Origin of the sequence: Mucilaginibacter pineti (assembly GCF_900101875.1) — a bacterium.
Lineage (GTDB): Bacteria > Bacteroidota > Bacteroidia > Sphingobacteriales > Sphingobacteriaceae > Mucilaginibacter > Mucilaginibacter pineti.
The window spans coordinates 133,267-146,746 of the sequence record NZ_FNAI01000011.1 but is presented as its reverse complement, the minus strand read 5'-3'; the positions used below and the strand labels follow the sequence as shown (position 1 = coordinate 146,746).

The following is a 13,480-nucleotide window of genomic DNA, read 5'->3' as shown; positions in this document are numbered from 1 at the left end:
GTATACAGTTGACAAGACCTATCAAGATCATTACCGTGACATTTATCACAAGTATTTTGCGCCAAATGTCCTTGTCACTTTTCAACAAATCTCTGGAAGTTTGCCTTATAAATAATTGATCATACCATGAGATTAAAAAACAAGATAGCCGTGATCAGCGGCGGCACCAGCGGCATTGGATTGGCCATTGCCAGGAGTTTTGTAGCAGAAGGCGCAGAAATATTTATTTTTGGTAGAAGAAAAGACGCCTTGGATGAGGCAGTCAAAATTATTGGCGGCAATGTGACCGCCATTCAGGCGGATGCCGCGAAACTGACCGACCTTGATCATGTCACCGAGGTGGTCAGGAAAGCAAAAGGTAAAGTAGATATTGTGGTATCTAATGCCGGTTTCACGGAACAAGTGCCGCTTAGTGAAATTACGGAGGATCATTATGACCGCACGTTCGATTTGATGGCAAAAGGCCCGCTTTTTCTTACCCAAAAGATGCTTCCTTTAATGCAACGCGGCGGTTCGATCATTCTGGTTTCTTCGGCGATGCATTATATGGGACTCGCCAATCATTCTACCTACGCCGGTGCAAAAGCGGCGCTGCGATCATTTGTCCGTACCTGGGCAGCGGAGTTTAAAGACAATGGTATTCGGGCCAATCTATTAAGTCCGGGTCCATTCCCAACGGCGATTATGGAGGGTCAGGCAGCAACACCGGAGGAGCTTGCCGCACTTCATTCGCATTACGCGAATTATGTTCCGATGCTCCGGCTCGGACGTGTCGAAGAGGCAGCATCGGCGGCCGTATTTCTGGCTGCTGATGAAAGTTCTTTCATGACAGGATCTGATTTGGTTGTCGACGGCGGAATCAGTAATATCTGAATAAACTACGTTTAAATTTGAGCCGAAAAGGTCGTCCCTGCGGCGTTTTCGGCTTTGACAGGTAAAACCTAATCGAGATAGCCCTTCAACACCCAACTGCGGGAATTCGCCCGAAGCCTGGCCAGCGCTTTGTCTTTGATCTGCCTTACCCGTTCACGGGTTAAGTCGTACTTGTCACCGATCTCTTCCAAACTCTGTGGCTCCCCGTCGCCCAAACCGAAGAACAGCGTTAAAACGTCTCTTTCCTTTTCACCCAGCAGGCGCAGGCTTTGCGCCACCTCGGTTGACAAAGATTCGGCCAACAGCCCCTTGTCTGTACCTGGCTCGTTACTTTGCAGCACGTCCAGTAAAGTATTGTCCTCTTCGGCCGAAAATGGCGAATCGTAGGAAATGTGTCGGCCGGAATGCCCCAGCACATCACTCACTTTTTCAACCGTGGTTTCCAGGCTTTCCGCTAACTCTTCGGGTGTGGGCTGCCGTTCATATTGTTGTTCCAGTTGGGATGCCGCTTTGGCGATCTTGGATAAATCCCCGACCTTGTTCAAGGGTAACCGGATCATTCTGGATTGCTCATTTATAGCAGACAAAATGGATTGGCGTATCCACCATACCGCGTAGGAAATGAATTTGAATCCTTTGGTTTCGTCAAAGCGCTTGGCCGCTTTCACCAGGCCGACATTACCTTCGTTGATAAGATCTCCGAGGGTCATGCCGGAGCTTTGGTATTGCTTGGCTACCGAAACCACGAACCTTAAGTTCGCAGTCGTTAAGCGCTCCAATGCCGCCTGGTCGCCTTCCCTGATCTTCTGCGTTAAAATCACTTCATCCTGCGGAGTTACCATCGGAATCTTGGCAATATCGGACAAATACTGATTCAACGATGCTGACTCACGATTGGTGATCGACTCACTAATTTTAAGTTGTCTCATTTATAAAAATTTGTTAAATGTGAATGATAAAGATATGGTGCCTTATCGGGCGCGAAAAGCTTGGTGCTTATGGTAGGCTGATGCCTGCGGAGGAAAGGATGCTTAAATATCTTTAACATACAAATATAAGCACCAATTGAAAAAAATGTGTTGACTGAAAGTCAAGAACATAGACAGAAACATTGATTTTCTGATTAAATATTTAGTGATTTTACACCTTTAAAGATCATACGTGCGGAAGAGTTTTAGCAGGCGAACAATAAGATAGGTAGAACATACCGACAGCCGGTCTGACCACCATCTGGGCGGGCAGGTAATCCAGCAGCAAATCGAAAGGCCGCGGTTTATTCATCCCAACAAAGGCAAGCGAGCTTTGTTAAAATAACATGGCAAAGATATTCATTACCGGTTCCGCTGATGGTTTAGGCCTATTGGCGGTAAAAGCATTGGTTAAAGGCGGGCACGAAGTCGTGCTGCACGCCCGTAACGAACAGCGTGGTCAGCAGGCGATCCAGCAAGTTGCGGGTGCGAAAGACGTACTGATCGCCGATCTGTCGGATATCGACGCGGTGAAGTTGCTCGCCGAAAAAGCGAATGCCTTGGGAAATTTTGACGCAGTGATCCATAATGCCGGCGTTTATCAAACCAACGCACAGCAATTACTGCATGTCAATGTGCTGGCGCCCTACCTCCTGACGGCTTTGATGCACCAGCCGGAGCGGCTCATCTATTTGAGTTCGGGCATGCACTTATCGGGTAAGCCGGAGTTGACGGAGCGACTCACCTATTCGGATACGAAGCTGCACGTCCTGATGATGGCGAAAGCTGTAGCCAGGATATGGCCGGGTGTTTACGCCAATGCGGTCGATCCCGGCTGGGTACCGACCAAAATGGGCGGAAAAGGTGCGCCTGACGATCTTCAAAAAGGTTATGAAACGCAGGTCTGGCTGGCGGTCAGCCAGGATAAAGCCGTAAAAGTCAGCGGACAGTATTTCCATAATCAAAAGCCTGCGCGATACAATCATGCTGCGGATGAGCTTACCGAGCAGGATCAGTTGCTCGCATCGTGTGCCGGGCTGACTGGCGTTACCATTTAAATACCTCAGGGTACGCCCGTCAGTATTTTTGCGATTAGGGTGACCCGGTGGCGCCCGGTACTTCAAATTATTGTTCTTCGACTCCTGTTATCGTTATTGACATTTATCACATTGCTTTTGTAACAAATGTCCTCTTCTGCCGGCCTCCCTAACACGCACCTTTGTTTCATCATAATTTAAAAAAAAATGAAACTAAAGAATAAGGTAGCAGTAATAACCGGAGGCAACAGCGGAATCGGGTTCGGCATTGCAGCAGCCTTCAAAAACGAGGGTGCAACAGGCACCATTACCGGAAGAAACCAGGAGACACTGGACCGTATTTAAAGCCAAGATAAAGCAATATTGGTGCCTCTTAGTGAATACTTTTTATCTGAACTTCATTCATCCGAATGTAGAGAATTGTAAATAGATTGAATCAAAGAGATATTCAGATCCGGAATGGTTAAACAGGCATCCAGTCACTTTACAAACCGGGTATCTAATGCCGGCGTCTTTAACGTCCTGTAATATCGTTTCCTGTATGGCCAGTTTCATATTCTGATAACCATGTTCGCTAACCCAGACTTTCACTCTCATTAAGAAGCCGTCAGCCTGCAATTCGCCGATGCCCTCGGGTTGGCGTGCATCAAGCCGGATGTCGTAGAATACGGCGGTGATTTTTTGCGGAAGATCGATGGCTTCCTCATTACACAACATAACGAAACGTCGACGGCAGTGGTGAAGACTGGCGCAGGCCGAACAGGCTTTTTAGTAGGAACCTCCTTCGCCGCGCCAAAGGTTGCGCATATTGTCGCCCAATTGGCTAAGAAATTTTCCAACGACAGCACCTTGCAATGTAAAGCGTTAGTTATTCAATCGGCAAGATTACCTGAACACCTTTTCTTCCAACCAAATACTTTAGCCCTGCGCATTTTAGGGTATGTTGCACCGGACACCCAACGCGCGCTGGAGAACACTATCACATTACCTTTCTCACGGAAGGCCGGGTTGCAGCGCAACAAGCGAATCTTTACTCTGTGGCCATTTCGCCAGCGCTCAGCCGCGCTGGTACGGATTACGATATTTTAATTGAAGTCACCATATCAGCCAGGAATACCGCCGGTTTGATGGATAAATACGCGGAAATGCGGGCGTAGTACCTGTTACAAGGGTTGGATACCTGATTTGCAGAAACTTAAAACCGTTGATATGCTAATTATTGTTATTACTACAAAAGGTATAAAAATAATTTCTCTTTAATGATCGCTCTGGAACTGTCTTACTACTTCCCGCCTGTAAAAAAGATCATAATGATCGGTTTATGGTCATCTACCACTGATAGGCGGGACCCAAAATGGCAGCCCCGGCTAGCCAAAAGGCTGAACCATGCCAATGCTAAAGGAGCACCTAACCGAAGCACAAACCCACTGAAACAACTCCCCGACCCATTATCTTATCGGATCGTTAAAATTTAAAAAACAAAACACTAAGATGAATAAACTCAAAAATCTCTTGCTATTGCTCATATGCATCTGTTTTATGAACTGTACACCGGCGTTGGCACAAACCAGCAAAGACTCTGCTAAAGAACGGACAAATTCACAAAAAAAGGGATCGCCGGGGGATGATCAGGCAGCTGATCTGAATGGCCGCGGCGAAAAAAAAATGCTGGAGGATACCGGGGGGAAAAGCGGAACTCAGGGAATTGGAAAGGATGATCGTAACAAAACGGAACGTAAAGAAGCCAGTCAGACGGCAGATGCACCCGGCTCGAGAGATAGATACGTTATTTGGGGAATAGTTTTGCTGGTAGCGTTTGTTTTAGCGGGACTCGTAATTCGGTATGTCGTTAAAGATAATCGCATTAAACAAAAAAATAATAATGACGCGACATAAAATAACGCGTTTAAAAGTTTATCCCTATAGTGGGTAAAGCCATTTTTGCCGTAGCACTATTAATTAGTTATAGCTATTATGTTTATCACCGACAAAACGCTCATGCTGATAAAATTCGTACCAAGCCCCGGTGATTTAACAAAAAAGTTACTTTAGCTCTGAATATCAGGGCAAGCAGCACGTAGAGCTCAGACAACCAGCTCATTCGACCAGGGATATTACCTTAATTAAACGGTTACATTTTCTAAAGCGGATTAATTCAGCAATTTCTCAATTACCCCGATCAGTTTATTTACATCAAACGGTTTGGGAATATAAGCGTCATAACTGAACTTGGCCAGCGATATGGCCATTTTATGATAGGCCGACATCAGAATCACGGGCAGGTCACGGGTTTCCTCCCGGCTTTTCAGCAGGTTACAGATCTGCCCGCCATTCAATCCCGGCATCATATAATCCGTCAATATCAGGTCCGGATCATAGGTTTTTATGGTGGTAAAGATATCTTGTGTTCGCGGAATACCGCTGACCTGATAACCGCTGAGCTGGAGCGCGATCTCCAGTATGCTTAAAATATCAGGGTCGTCCTCGATGATAAGTATGTGTTTTGACATAAAAGATAGTAATATTAGTGAGCAAAAATGACCTTTAACCGGTCAAGGTCGACCGGCTTGGATAGGAAATCGGATACGAGCGGGTTATCTCGGCTGTCCTGGATCTCTTCCTTGTTGATAGTAGATGACAATACATAAAGCTTACTTCTTCGCTCCTCCTGAATAGCCAGGTTATCAAACTCCTTTAGGAATTCCCATCCGTTCATTACCGGCATGCGCAGGTCCAGAAATATATAATCCGGCAGACGGCAATTTGAATCTTTATTTAAATGCTTCAACTGGGTAATCGCCTTAAGGCCGTCATTGTGGGTTTCAATGGTAGCGTAGGGGAGCAGCCTTTTGATCACCAGTTTAAAGATATGGTTGTCAAGCTCCGTGTCATCAATAAGCATGATCGTTGCTAACGATTCGTTTAGATTCATTGAAAAATAACCTCGAATGTGTCCTAATGTTTTATTGAAATGATAACCTTTGCCAAAATTTATCGTTTAAATTAAAATTCGATTTCAATAGGTTGATAAGTCCGTGGCGTTATTTGATGTTATCCTGTTGGCTGATGTCATGCTCATCAGTCTCTTTCGCGCAAACCTTTGATCTTAGGAAGGAATCCTTATAGACGGTGTCAAACTGGACGGCAACTGGCAATTTACTGGGCTCAAATACTTGATACGGCAATGCCAAGACATCTGCGGCCAGTGAAGTAAGCTTTGTATCGATCCAAAATAGCTTTTAGACCTTGCCTTTATGATCCCAGTGATCTTTTACAATATTGCCGTCCTCGTCTGTAAGTAACCGCCGCGCGAAACGCTCACCATTAATTTTCCCTTGAGCGTTCTTTTTCCCGATAAACAGTAAGACCGGACGACCGGCATCATCGGTTTTCATTACCAGGTCGTAGCGCTGAAAAATCATTTCAATCAAGGCCGAGGGTTCATAGGTTTTCGAGAGCACTTTGGACAATTCAGGACCGATCTTCATGGCATTGATCTAATAATTCCATTGTTCGCGGATCGCGTTCACCGCCGAAAACTTATCCAGTACTTGGCTGAAAACCGGAAAGGTTGCGGGCACGGCATCGAACGGCGTCAGGCAGGAGCGTAGTTTCAGGTCATCGGGCGAGCCGAAGATCGTACGCGCGTCGTTAATAGGCTGTTCCAGCAATGCTTTACAGATCATCGTCATCCATGTGCCGAGTTGCTGATCCAGCAGATATTCGGTCGTTTCATTAATGTCTTTGATGGCATAATACCTGGAGCCTTCCGTCACCCAGGCCCGCGAGTTGGGGAAAGACATACCACATCCAGTGGCCGCGCTTTCTGCCGCTTTTGATCTCACTGAGTGCTGTTTCATAATCCTTTTCCAGTGCTGTTTTAAATCTATCTAATTCCATAAAATTGCTATTAAACAGCCGACAGGCCACCGGTAACTTGCAAGGTTGCGCCATTGATATAACTGGCTTCGCCTGACGCTGGCAATACAAGCCGGTGCCAGTTCCACCGGCTGGGCTACCCGGCCCAGCGGCGTTTCACTGCCGAACTTTTTGATATTTTCCGGCGACATTGATGAAGGGATCAGCGGCGTCCAGACCGGGCCGGGCGCGATCGCATTCACCCGGATACCTTTTTTACCCCAAAGTTGCGCCAGTCCGGACGTGAAATTCTGTATTGCGCCTTTCGTACAATTATAGGCGATCACCTGCGGTGCCGGGTGATACGCATTGATGGAGGCTGTGCTGATGACACAGCTGCCGGGCTCCAGGCAGCGTTCTGCAGCCCGGCAAAGCCAGAATAGCGGGTAAATATTGATCCTGAAAGTTTTGTCCCATTTCTCCAGGCTGATCTCCTGCAAGGAACCATGTTCCTGTGAAAAGGCGGCGTTACTCACTATAATATCCAGCCCGCCGAATTCCGCTACCACCCGGCTAATCAATTGTTGGCAGTGACTTGGTTCGGCAACATCGCCGGCAAGCAGCAGGCATTTACGACCTTCGGCTTTAATATAACCGGCAGTATCCTGCGCATCACTATCTTCATTCAGATAACTGATGGCTACATCAGCGCCTTCGCGGGCAAAGGCAATAGCCACCGCCCGTCCGATTCCGGAATCGCCTCCAGTGATCAGAGCCCTGCGGCCGGCCAATTTACCGCTGCCGCGGTAGCTTTCCTCGCCGTGGTCGGGCTTCGGCTGCAATTCGCTGAAAGTGCCGGGTACCGCTTGATTTTGCTGCGGTATGGCGGATGCGGATATTACTGCGCGGGTCATGTAACGTCATTCTGATCATCCTGCTTTAGGGTGTTTGTCTCATCCGAATAACCGCCGTTGCCGTCTGTATCGTTTGCCGATTGATCTTCGTTTTCGTCTGGCTGGTAATCCTCCGTGTCCGGTTCGTCGAGATCATCGCCGGCTTGTATCTCATGGAGGTCATCCGGGTTTTCAATATTATCGGGGTTTTTCTCCGTCGAAACGGCTGCGTTGTCTTCTTCTTTTAATTGGTCCGCTGAAAGATTGGTTGTGCCGCCCAATTGTTCTTCTTTTTCATTCGTATCGCCTTGCGTACTTAATGGTTGTCCGTTTTCACTGTTCATGATACTTTTGCTTTAAGGGGTCAACAAGCACAAACCACCGCCGGTTTTACAATGATTTAAAAACGCGTAATTACCTCTTCGTTTTGCGTAGTTTGCTTATCGATGTTTTTTTTCCTAAGCCTTAAATTTGATCATGCATTTCGAAAAGACGCACTTACTGCATTTTCAATATCACCGGACAGCATATAGCTTATCCGTTGATCAGCTATGTTTGCCTGGCGGCAACGCGATCTTTAAGATCGAAATGCCTGCTGTCCGCTATTGGCTGATCCGGCGCCAGGACGAATGGAAATTTATGGCGGACGCCCCAACAGACGCAGCTATCCGCCGCTTATTGATCAGAAAGATCCGCATATTATCTACAACCGCTTATGATGCCTGATTGCATTAGATCTACCAACCCTGAAGATTACGAAGTTCAAATGGACCGTTTCGCGGAGGGCTTGCTCCGTGTGCAGCAGCGTCATTATTACTGGTTTGAATCCCGCCATGGCGAAAATATAACGCAGGATCACGATACGATCGGCAACCATGTGGTGATCAACTTCCGATACCCGGTGCTTACCTTTGGCTACTGGTCAGATTCACAACTACCCGAAAATATCCGCGCCGAATGTAATGCTTGTTTTGACCAAATTTTTAAGCGGTCCTGAAATCCTTTAAGCCGGTTAACTGCACTGCCGGTATATCTTTTCGCTGGATCAGAACTTTAAACTTTCTGCCCATATCAATTAATAAGGTTCTGGTCAAGTGCGATTCCTGTATGGCCAGCCGGAGAATGTCTTTCTCGTCACTTAACTGCTGCCTTAGATAGCCTTTAAAATCCAGTGCCAGCAGGAATTCTGCCTGACTGGTCAAACCGCAGCAGAACAATCCGTACTGATGACCCCAATGGCATAATCCCGAAAAATTTACATGGGACGTAATATCCTGTTTGCCTATATTTTCATAAAAAGATTCATTGACTTGGTGGCCTTGATAACAAAGCAGGGTTCCACGGCTTCGCCGGCTACTGTAGAGTTCATTGGAAGTATAACCATAATCAATGGTAAGGACAAAGCCTTTTTGCAGGTATCGGCTGATATTTTCCAGCCAGGCGGCCGCTTCCACGTTGACTTCTGCACGATAACCAACAGGCAATTCGACGTTTAAATTCTCAAAGTAGGCTTTTAACGCCGCACTTGCCGGCCGTAACACCTCCACTAATCCATTACGTTCTTCCAGGAAAACTTCCATCAGCTCATTATACATGACCACCTGGTGTACGGCGAAATTGTCAACTAGTTCATTAGAGAGCACACAACCAGTAAACGCGCCTAACATTTCCAGTGTGTCATACCAGCAAACTTTTTCGGGCAAGTGGGCCTTCTCCTTTTTACGCATGAATGGGCTTTTTTCAATGATCACATATTGCAGGCGTTCATAGAAATTAGTGTAATTCCGGAAGTAGTCCAGGATATCATGACAAAGCGTGCCATCTCCGGCACCAAATTCCACTACCGTAAAATTTTCTTCTCCCGACAAATGCCACATTTCAACCAGCTGCTTGGCGATCATTGCTCCGAAAACCGAACCCAGGCTACAACTCGTATAGAAGTCGCCCTTTGGGCCAATCTTTTCACGACTGGCCATATAATAACCATACTCCGGATGGTAAAGCGCCATCTCCATGAAGTCATGGAATGAAACCGGGCCATTTTCCCTTATCTGCCGGCAGATCAGTTCGCTTAATTCCATCTAATCATTTAAAATATAGCCATTGGATCAAACAAGCTAAAAACAATACGAGCCAAAATAGAAGTGTCAATGACACTTCTCTCCTGAACCAGAAAACCAGTTCCGTCCAAAGTTGTCTTATTTCCGCTGTAATTTTTAGCCGCATTTGTTTAGTTCTATTCTTTAAAAAAACACACTCCTTGTCTTCAGGTTTTGCTGATAAATCGCAAAACGGCGGAGCTTTTTACCTGATTTTTCCGGTTAACTACGTGATGTAAGCCCATGGTTTTCAATTGGCCTGAAAACAGCAACGTGATCATTAAATTGCGCGGTGAAGCGACCTACGGGATAACAGCGTTTCGCCTGCTCATATGGCTACGGACGCTGATCTGCTTTCGCTGACCGAAAGCTCAAACTTATTATTTTTTGCTTTCGACAGGTCTGCCGAAGAATTCACCTATATCAATGGCAGATTCTTAGAGTTTTCAATCTCGAAACTGCGCCTGGCGATCCACTCATTTTGCTGACGCTTGTACATCAGGAGGACCGGTCTTATATCACTGACCTGTTCAACCGTTTAATCGAGGGAGATGCAATCGATGTGGAATGCCGCTTTATCCGCAATGGTGATCAGCGCACCTTGCGGATTAACGCCGGAATCGAATCGCGAAATGATCGGCAGCTCATCTTCGGGCATGCTGAGGACATCACCGTTTCCAGGATTATAACCAGACGTTAGCAGCGCATGGCAATAAAAAGAACGCTATTCTGAATATCCTGACTCATGACCTGGCCGGGCCTATTGGCTCCATTGGTAATTTCTGTGAGCTGATCCACTGGAACCTCACTGATGAATCGGACAAGCAACTGCGCAAACATATCGACACTATCCAAAAGATCAGCAAGAGCTGCATCCGCCTGATACGCGATTTTTTAGACCAAGAATTTTTGGAATCCGTCGGGGTTCGCCTGGTGAAGCGCCGTACTGACATGGCGGCTAAACTTCGGGAGATAGCTGATGAATATCAGGGTATGCAACCAGCTATGACCATCAAGGTGCTCTGCCACGCACCGGAGCATCCCGTGTATGCCGCGCTGGATGGAGATAAATTTTCACAGGTCATCCAAAACCTGATCTCTAACGCACTCAAGTTTACGCCGGATGGCGGAACGATCACATTGGATCTAAAAGAAGAAAAAAACATATTATAGTTATAGTTGCAGATACTGGCATCGGCATTCCGGCCCAATACTGCCAAACGCTGTTTGAAAAATTCAGCGAGGCCAGGCGCACCGGATTGCGTGGCGAGCACTCTACCGGATTGGGCATGTCGATCATCAAAACGATCGTCGAGTGGCACGACGGACAAGTATGGTTCGAAAGTGAAGAACATACAGGCACAACGTTTTATATCAGTGTTCCTAAACCTAAAGAGTAAGGCAGTTTTGTGGGTATTAAAACAGGTACTTAGCCCGTAATATCACGTAGTTGATCCGCAAACACGACGCCGAAGCAGGCGTTGTCTTTTAATTAACATTCTAAAAAAAGATCAACATGAAAAAAAAGATCAACATGAAAAATTTCACATGCATTTTAGTTTTAGCCGGGCTCCTTAGCACCGGCTTAACGGCCTGTCACAGTAAGACGAGCAGTAACAGTAGTACGGACAGTACATCATCCATGGGCAGCGGCAGCAGTAATGCCGACAGTGCTGCGACTGGCACCGGTTCAGGAATGACTGCCGACACCAGCCGTAGCAGCGATACTTCACAAATGAAAGACAGCACCAAACGTTAATGGTATGAAAAAGCTAATGACCTTCTTGCTGCTGGCGGGATGCCTGCAGCTAACACCCGCATTGGCGCAAAAAAGCGCTGACACGGCTTCGGCAAACTTTGTACAGAAAGCCGCGAAAGGTGGCATGATGGAAGTGGCCTCCGGCAAACTGGCAGCCGCCAAGGCGGCCAACAGCCAGGTTCGTGATTTCGGCCAGCGGATGGTCCGTGACCATTCCAAAGCGAATGCGCAATTGAAAAAAGTAGCGGCCTCCAAAAACATCAACCTTCCGGCCCCGCCTCCGGACGACCCGATGCTTAACCAGGCTAAAGGAGCCGACTTTGACCGAAGTTATGTACAAATGATGGTCAAAGACCATGAAGAGGATGTTGCCATGTTCCAGAAAGCTGCGGACACCTCGACTGATCCGCAGGTTAAAGCTTTCGCTGCTCAAACATTGCCGGTACTGAAACAACACCTGGTCATAATTAAAAAGATCGCGGCAGACCTTCATTACCAGTGAGCGCGCGCCTGCTGTTGATCGACGACGACCCGGTGCTCCTTGCATTATTGACCGAAGTCTTTGGAACCGAAGGTTAGCGTGTTACTGCGGTACCGACGGTAACCGATTTGGCCGGCCTGCCGGAAAGCAGCCGGCCCGATTTGGTCATTACCGATTATCGTTTAGAGAAGGGTTACAACGGACACCAATTTATACTGTCAGTTGAGGGCGCTTACCCGTTTCAAACGGATACCGGTGTTGCTGTTGTCCGCCTGGCCGGATGCGCGGATTACCTTCGAACAGCAGCTTTGCCAAATATGGGTCACTAAGCCTTTTGAACTTTGGAACTGCTGGTCTGCATTAACGAATTGCTACAATTCTATAAACCAGATGCGTAATTACCGCAACTACACTGCGTATTTAACTTTTAAATCAGGTATTTAACCCCACAAACCCGATTGTGCATTGTTTGTTAAAACTTAAAGGAGTATCGGCAATGAGGGAAATTCTGATCATTGAAGACCATGGCGTAGTTCGCGCAGGAATCAGCCACATTCTGGAACGTGAGCCCGGGCTGGAGGTAGCCGGCGCAGCGGGCAATGGTCAACAAGCATTGAATTTGGTTAGGAACGGCCTTCGCCCGGATGTCGTATTGTGTGATCTGCACCTGGGTGATATGTCGGGGATCGATCTTGTGCGTGAGTTGCAGCAGCTGGCGCCTGAAGCGGGGGTGATCATGCTGACGGTAGAAGCCAGCGAGCATTACCTCTCCGAAGCTTTTCAGGCAGGCGCTAAAGGCTACTTGCTTAAAGAAGCAGATAGTGATGATCTCATTTATGCGATCAAAAAAGTGCTTCAAGGCAAAAATTTCATATGTACTGGACTGGCTAGGCGGTATAAAGAGCAATTGCTTCATAGCAAACATGTTGCCGCACCGCAGCCGGAGATCGAACTTTCCGAACGTGAGTCCGAAGTTTTGCATTTACTTGCGGACGGGTTCACCAATATTGAGGTCGCCGACCGCCTGTTCACCAGCAAGCGGACGGTAGAAGGACATCGGCTTTCGCTCCTCCATAAAACTGGTGCCCGGAATGGTTTGGAACTGATTAAACTGGCGATGCTGCAGGGCCTCATTAACATACCTGAAAGAAGATTATCATGATCGGAGAAAAATCATTGACCGAAGAAATTGCAGCTGTACTCAGCGTCAGCCTTGACGGCCGCGCTAGCGTTACCGGCGGTGACTGTCATGTCCTGATCGTTCTCGGCGATGTGGATTTCGAACAAAACCTGGGGCACATCTTTCGACAGGTGTCGCTGATCATTGACGAAGCTATTCCGGATCGCCCTGACGATATTTCACTGGTATTTCGAAATGAATCGGGCAAGCATCAGCAGCAATTCCCTTTATGGCATTCCGCTATCAAACCTCTCAATTAAGGGAATGGCGTAACAGCAAACGATTCCGGAGATACCACCGGCCGGCGAGCCAGTCGAACCATAGCCAGGGCA

The 13,480-nt window shown here is 47.3% G+C and carries 21 protein-coding genes and 2 pseudogenes; 15 read left to right on the top strand and 8 right to left on the bottom strand.

The window, feature by feature from the left end; translation table 11 throughout:
* Positions 1-126: 126 nt before the first annotated feature.
* Positions 127-873, top strand: coding sequence for an SDR family NAD(P)-dependent oxidoreductase (locus tag BLS59_RS21730; RefSeq protein WP_091152541.1), 747 nt, complete (start codon positions 127-129; stop codon positions 871-873).
* A gap of 68 nt (positions 874-941) precedes the next feature.
* Here BLS59_RS21730 and BLS59_RS21725 read toward each other — a convergent pair whose 3' ends face one another.
* On the bottom strand, positions 942-1,802 hold the full coding sequence (locus BLS59_RS21725) for a sigma-70 family RNA polymerase sigma factor (protein ID WP_091152540.1): 861 nt from the start codon (positions 1,800-1,802) through the stop codon (positions 942-944).
* Between the two features lie 386 nt (positions 1,803-2,188).
* On the opposite strand from BLS59_RS21725, the gene BLS59_RS21720 reads away from it, so the two are divergent.
* The 4 genes from BLS59_RS21720 to BLS59_RS21705 all read left to right on the top strand — a co-directional run bounded on the left by BLS59_RS21720 (position 2,189) and on the right by BLS59_RS21705 (position 4,774).
* Positions 2,189-2,899: an SDR family NAD(P)-dependent oxidoreductase gene (locus BLS59_RS21720; protein ID WP_091152538.1), complete on the top strand. Its 711-nt coding sequence runs from the start codon at positions 2,189-2,191 to the stop codon at positions 2,897-2,899.
* 186 nt (positions 2,900-3,085) lie between these two features.
* The gene (locus BLS59_RS31315) at positions 3,086-3,223 is read left to right on the top strand and encodes an SDR family NAD(P)-dependent oxidoreductase (RefSeq protein WP_240315305.1); all 138 of its coding nucleotides are present in this window, start codon (positions 3,086-3,088) and stop codon (positions 3,221-3,223) included.
* Positions 3,224-3,514: 291 nt separating this feature from the next.
* On the top strand, positions 3,515-3,967 hold the full coding sequence (locus BLS59_RS31310; protein ID WP_162842735.1) for a S8 family serine peptidase: 453 nt from the start codon (positions 3,515-3,517) through the stop codon (positions 3,965-3,967).
* A gap of 402 nt (positions 3,968-4,369) precedes the next feature.
* Positions 4,370-4,774: a hypothetical protein gene (locus tag BLS59_RS21705; RefSeq protein WP_091152532.1), complete on the top strand. Its 405-nt coding sequence runs from the start codon at positions 4,370-4,372 to the stop codon at positions 4,772-4,774.
* Positions 4,775-5,028: 254 nt separating this feature from the next.
* Here the strand turns inward: BLS59_RS21705 and BLS59_RS21700 are convergent, their stop codons facing one another.
* From BLS59_RS21700 to BLS59_RS21675, 6 genes and pseudogenes are all read right to left on the bottom strand, one after another.
* Positions 5,029-5,388 (bottom strand): response regulator, encoded by a 360-nt coding sequence (locus BLS59_RS21700; RefSeq protein ID WP_091152530.1) that lies wholly within the window; start codon positions 5,386-5,388, stop codon positions 5,029-5,031.
* A gap of 14 nt (positions 5,389-5,402) precedes the next feature.
* The gene (locus BLS59_RS21695; RefSeq protein ID WP_091152528.1) at positions 5,403-5,810 is read right to left on the bottom strand and encodes a response regulator; all 408 of its coding nucleotides are present in this window, start codon (positions 5,808-5,810) and stop codon (positions 5,403-5,405) included.
* Between the two features lie 307 nt (positions 5,811-6,117).
* Positions 6,118-6,366, bottom strand: coding sequence for a hypothetical protein (locus BLS59_RS21690; protein WP_091152526.1), 249 nt, complete (start codon positions 6,364-6,366; stop codon positions 6,118-6,120).
* A gap of 9 nt (positions 6,367-6,375) precedes the next feature.
* Positions 6,376-6,778: pseudogene (locus BLS59_RS21685) on the bottom strand (DUF1810 domain-containing protein).
* Positions 6,769-7,650 carry an SDR family oxidoreductase gene (locus tag BLS59_RS21680; RefSeq protein ID WP_240315304.1) on the bottom strand — a complete coding sequence of 294 codons (882 nt, stop codon included), beginning with the start codon at positions 7,648-7,650 and terminating at the stop codon, positions 6,769-6,771. The pseudogene BLS59_RS21685 and the gene BLS59_RS21680 overlap by 10 nt, the downstream one beginning before the upstream one ends.
* The gene (locus BLS59_RS21675; protein ID WP_091152524.1) at positions 7,647-7,973 is read right to left on the bottom strand and encodes a hypothetical protein; all 327 of its coding nucleotides are present in this window, start codon (positions 7,971-7,973) and stop codon (positions 7,647-7,649) included. Before BLS59_RS21675 ends, BLS59_RS21680 begins: the two co-directional genes overlap by 4 nt.
* A 133-nt stretch (positions 7,974-8,106) precedes the next feature.
* Between BLS59_RS21675 and BLS59_RS21670 the strand changes: the two genes are divergently transcribed.
* Both BLS59_RS21670 and BLS59_RS21665 read left to right on the top strand, forming a co-directional pair.
* Positions 8,107-8,355 (top strand): hypothetical protein, encoded by a 249-nt coding sequence (locus tag BLS59_RS21670; protein ID WP_091152522.1) that lies wholly within the window; start codon positions 8,107-8,109, stop codon positions 8,353-8,355.
* Positions 8,345-8,626, top strand: coding sequence for a hypothetical protein (locus BLS59_RS21665; protein ID WP_091152520.1), 282 nt, complete (start codon positions 8,345-8,347; stop codon positions 8,624-8,626). Before BLS59_RS21670 ends, BLS59_RS21665 begins: the two co-directional genes overlap by 11 nt.
* Here BLS59_RS21665 and BLS59_RS21660 read toward each other — a convergent pair.
* Positions 8,613-9,710 carry a class I SAM-dependent methyltransferase gene (locus tag BLS59_RS21660; protein ID WP_091152518.1) on the bottom strand — a complete coding sequence of 366 codons (1,098 nt, stop codon included), beginning with the start codon at positions 9,708-9,710 and terminating at the stop codon, positions 8,613-8,615. The two genes, BLS59_RS21665 and BLS59_RS21660, sit on opposite strands and share 14 nt — an antisense overlap.
* Positions 9,711-10,060: 350 nt before the next feature.
* Between BLS59_RS21660 and BLS59_RS31750 the strand changes: the two genes are divergently transcribed.
* The 8 genes and pseudogenes from BLS59_RS31750 (at position 10,061) to BLS59_RS21620 (ending at position 13,408) form a co-directional block, all read left to right on the top strand.
* The gene (locus tag BLS59_RS31750; RefSeq protein ID WP_162842734.1) at positions 10,061-10,216 is read left to right on the top strand and encodes a hypothetical protein; all 156 of its coding nucleotides are present in this window, start codon (positions 10,061-10,063) and stop codon (positions 10,214-10,216) included.
* A gap of 238 nt (positions 10,217-10,454) precedes the next feature.
* A pseudogene (locus tag BLS59_RS32725) lies at positions 10,455-10,622 on the top strand (hypothetical protein); the annotation flags it as partial.
* A gap of 99 nt (positions 10,623-10,721) precedes the next feature.
* Positions 10,722-10,901: a cell wall metabolism sensor histidine kinase WalK gene (locus BLS59_RS21650; RefSeq protein ID WP_143014209.1), complete on the top strand. Its 180-nt coding sequence runs from the start codon at positions 10,722-10,724 to the stop codon at positions 10,899-10,901.
* Positions 10,868-11,128 carry a sensor histidine kinase gene (locus tag BLS59_RS32720; RefSeq protein ID WP_091152513.1) on the top strand — a complete coding sequence of 87 codons (261 nt, stop codon included), beginning with the start codon at positions 10,868-10,870 and terminating at the stop codon, positions 11,126-11,128. The genes BLS59_RS21650 and BLS59_RS32720 overlap by 34 nt, the downstream gene beginning before the upstream one ends.
* 134 nt (positions 11,129-11,262) lie before the next feature.
* Positions 11,263-11,487, top strand: a complete 225-nt coding sequence (locus tag BLS59_RS21640) for a hypothetical protein (protein WP_143014208.1) — start codon at positions 11,263-11,265, stop codon at positions 11,485-11,487.
* A gap of 4 nt (positions 11,488-11,491) precedes the next feature.
* Complete coding sequence (locus BLS59_RS21635; RefSeq protein WP_091152509.1) at positions 11,492-11,989, top strand: DUF4142 domain-containing protein; 498 nt, start codon at positions 11,492-11,494, stop codon at positions 11,987-11,989.
* 475 nt (positions 11,990-12,464) lie between these two features.
* Positions 12,465-13,130, top strand: a complete 666-nt coding sequence (locus BLS59_RS21625; protein ID WP_091152505.1) for a response regulator — start codon at positions 12,465-12,467, stop codon at positions 13,128-13,130.
* On the top strand, positions 13,127-13,408 hold the full coding sequence (locus BLS59_RS21620) for a hypothetical protein (RefSeq protein WP_091152503.1): 282 nt from the start codon (positions 13,127-13,129) through the stop codon (positions 13,406-13,408). The genes BLS59_RS21625 and BLS59_RS21620 overlap by 4 nt, the downstream gene beginning before the upstream one ends.
* Positions 13,409-13,480 lie beyond the last annotated feature (72 nt).

What these genes read in the sequence shown, in the direction of transcription:
- BLS59_RS21730 (WP_091152541.1), top strand. Translation starts at nt 127, where the DNA reads ATGAGATTAAAAAACAAGATAGCCGTGATCAGCGGCGGCACCAGCGGC.
- BLS59_RS21725 (WP_091152540.1), bottom strand. Translation starts at nt 1,802, where the DNA reads ATGAGACAACTTAAAATTAGTGAGTCGATCACCAATCGTGAGTCAGCA.
- BLS59_RS21720 (WP_091152538.1), top strand. Translation starts at nt 2,189, where the DNA reads ATGGCAAAGATATTCATTACCGGTTCCGCTGATGGTTTAGGCCTATTG.
- BLS59_RS31315 (WP_240315305.1), top strand. Translation starts at nt 3,086, where the DNA reads ATGAAACTAAAGAATAAGGTAGCAGTAATAACCGGAGGCAACAGCGGA.
- BLS59_RS21705 (WP_091152532.1), top strand. Translation starts at nt 4,370, where the DNA reads ATGAATAAACTCAAAAATCTCTTGCTATTGCTCATATGCATCTGTTTT.
- BLS59_RS21700 (WP_091152530.1), bottom strand. Translation starts at nt 5,388, where the DNA reads ATGTCAAAACACATACTTATCATCGAGGACGACCCTGATATTTTAAGC.
- BLS59_RS21695 (WP_091152528.1), bottom strand. Translation starts at nt 5,810, where the DNA reads ATGAATCTAAACGAATCGTTAGCAACGATCATGCTTATTGATGACACG.
- BLS59_RS21690 (WP_091152526.1), bottom strand. Translation starts at nt 6,366, where the DNA reads ATGAAGATCGGTCCTGAATTGTCCAAAGTGCTCTCGAAAACCTATGAA.
- BLS59_RS21680 (WP_240315304.1), bottom strand. Translation starts at nt 7,650, where the DNA reads ATGACCCGCGCAGTAATATCCGCATCCGCCATACCGCAGCAAAATCAA.
- BLS59_RS21675 (WP_091152524.1), bottom strand. Translation starts at nt 7,973, where the DNA reads ATGAACAGTGAAAACGGACAACCATTAAGTACGCAAGGCGATACGAAT.
- BLS59_RS21670 (WP_091152522.1), top strand. Translation starts at nt 8,107, where the DNA reads ATGCATTTCGAAAAGACGCACTTACTGCATTTTCAATATCACCGGACA.
- BLS59_RS21665 (WP_091152520.1), top strand. Translation starts at nt 8,345, where the DNA reads ATGATGCCTGATTGCATTAGATCTACCAACCCTGAAGATTACGAAGTT.
- BLS59_RS21660 (WP_091152518.1), bottom strand. Translation starts at nt 9,710, where the DNA reads ATGGAATTAAGCGAACTGATCTGCCGGCAGATAAGGGAAAATGGCCCG.
- BLS59_RS31750 (WP_162842734.1), top strand. Translation starts at nt 10,061, where the DNA reads ATGGCTACGGACGCTGATCTGCTTTCGCTGACCGAAAGCTCAAACTTA.
- BLS59_RS21650 (WP_143014209.1), top strand. Translation starts at nt 10,722, where the DNA reads ATGCAACCAGCTATGACCATCAAGGTGCTCTGCCACGCACCGGAGCAT.
- BLS59_RS21640 (WP_143014208.1), top strand. Translation starts at nt 11,263, where the DNA reads ATGAAAAATTTCACATGCATTTTAGTTTTAGCCGGGCTCCTTAGCACC.
- BLS59_RS21635 (WP_091152509.1), top strand. Translation starts at nt 11,492, where the DNA reads ATGAAAAAGCTAATGACCTTCTTGCTGCTGGCGGGATGCCTGCAGCTA.
- BLS59_RS21625 (WP_091152505.1), top strand. Translation starts at nt 12,465, where the DNA reads ATGAGGGAAATTCTGATCATTGAAGACCATGGCGTAGTTCGCGCAGGA.
- BLS59_RS21620 (WP_091152503.1), top strand. Translation starts at nt 13,127, where the DNA reads ATGATCGGAGAAAAATCATTGACCGAAGAAATTGCAGCTGTACTCAGC.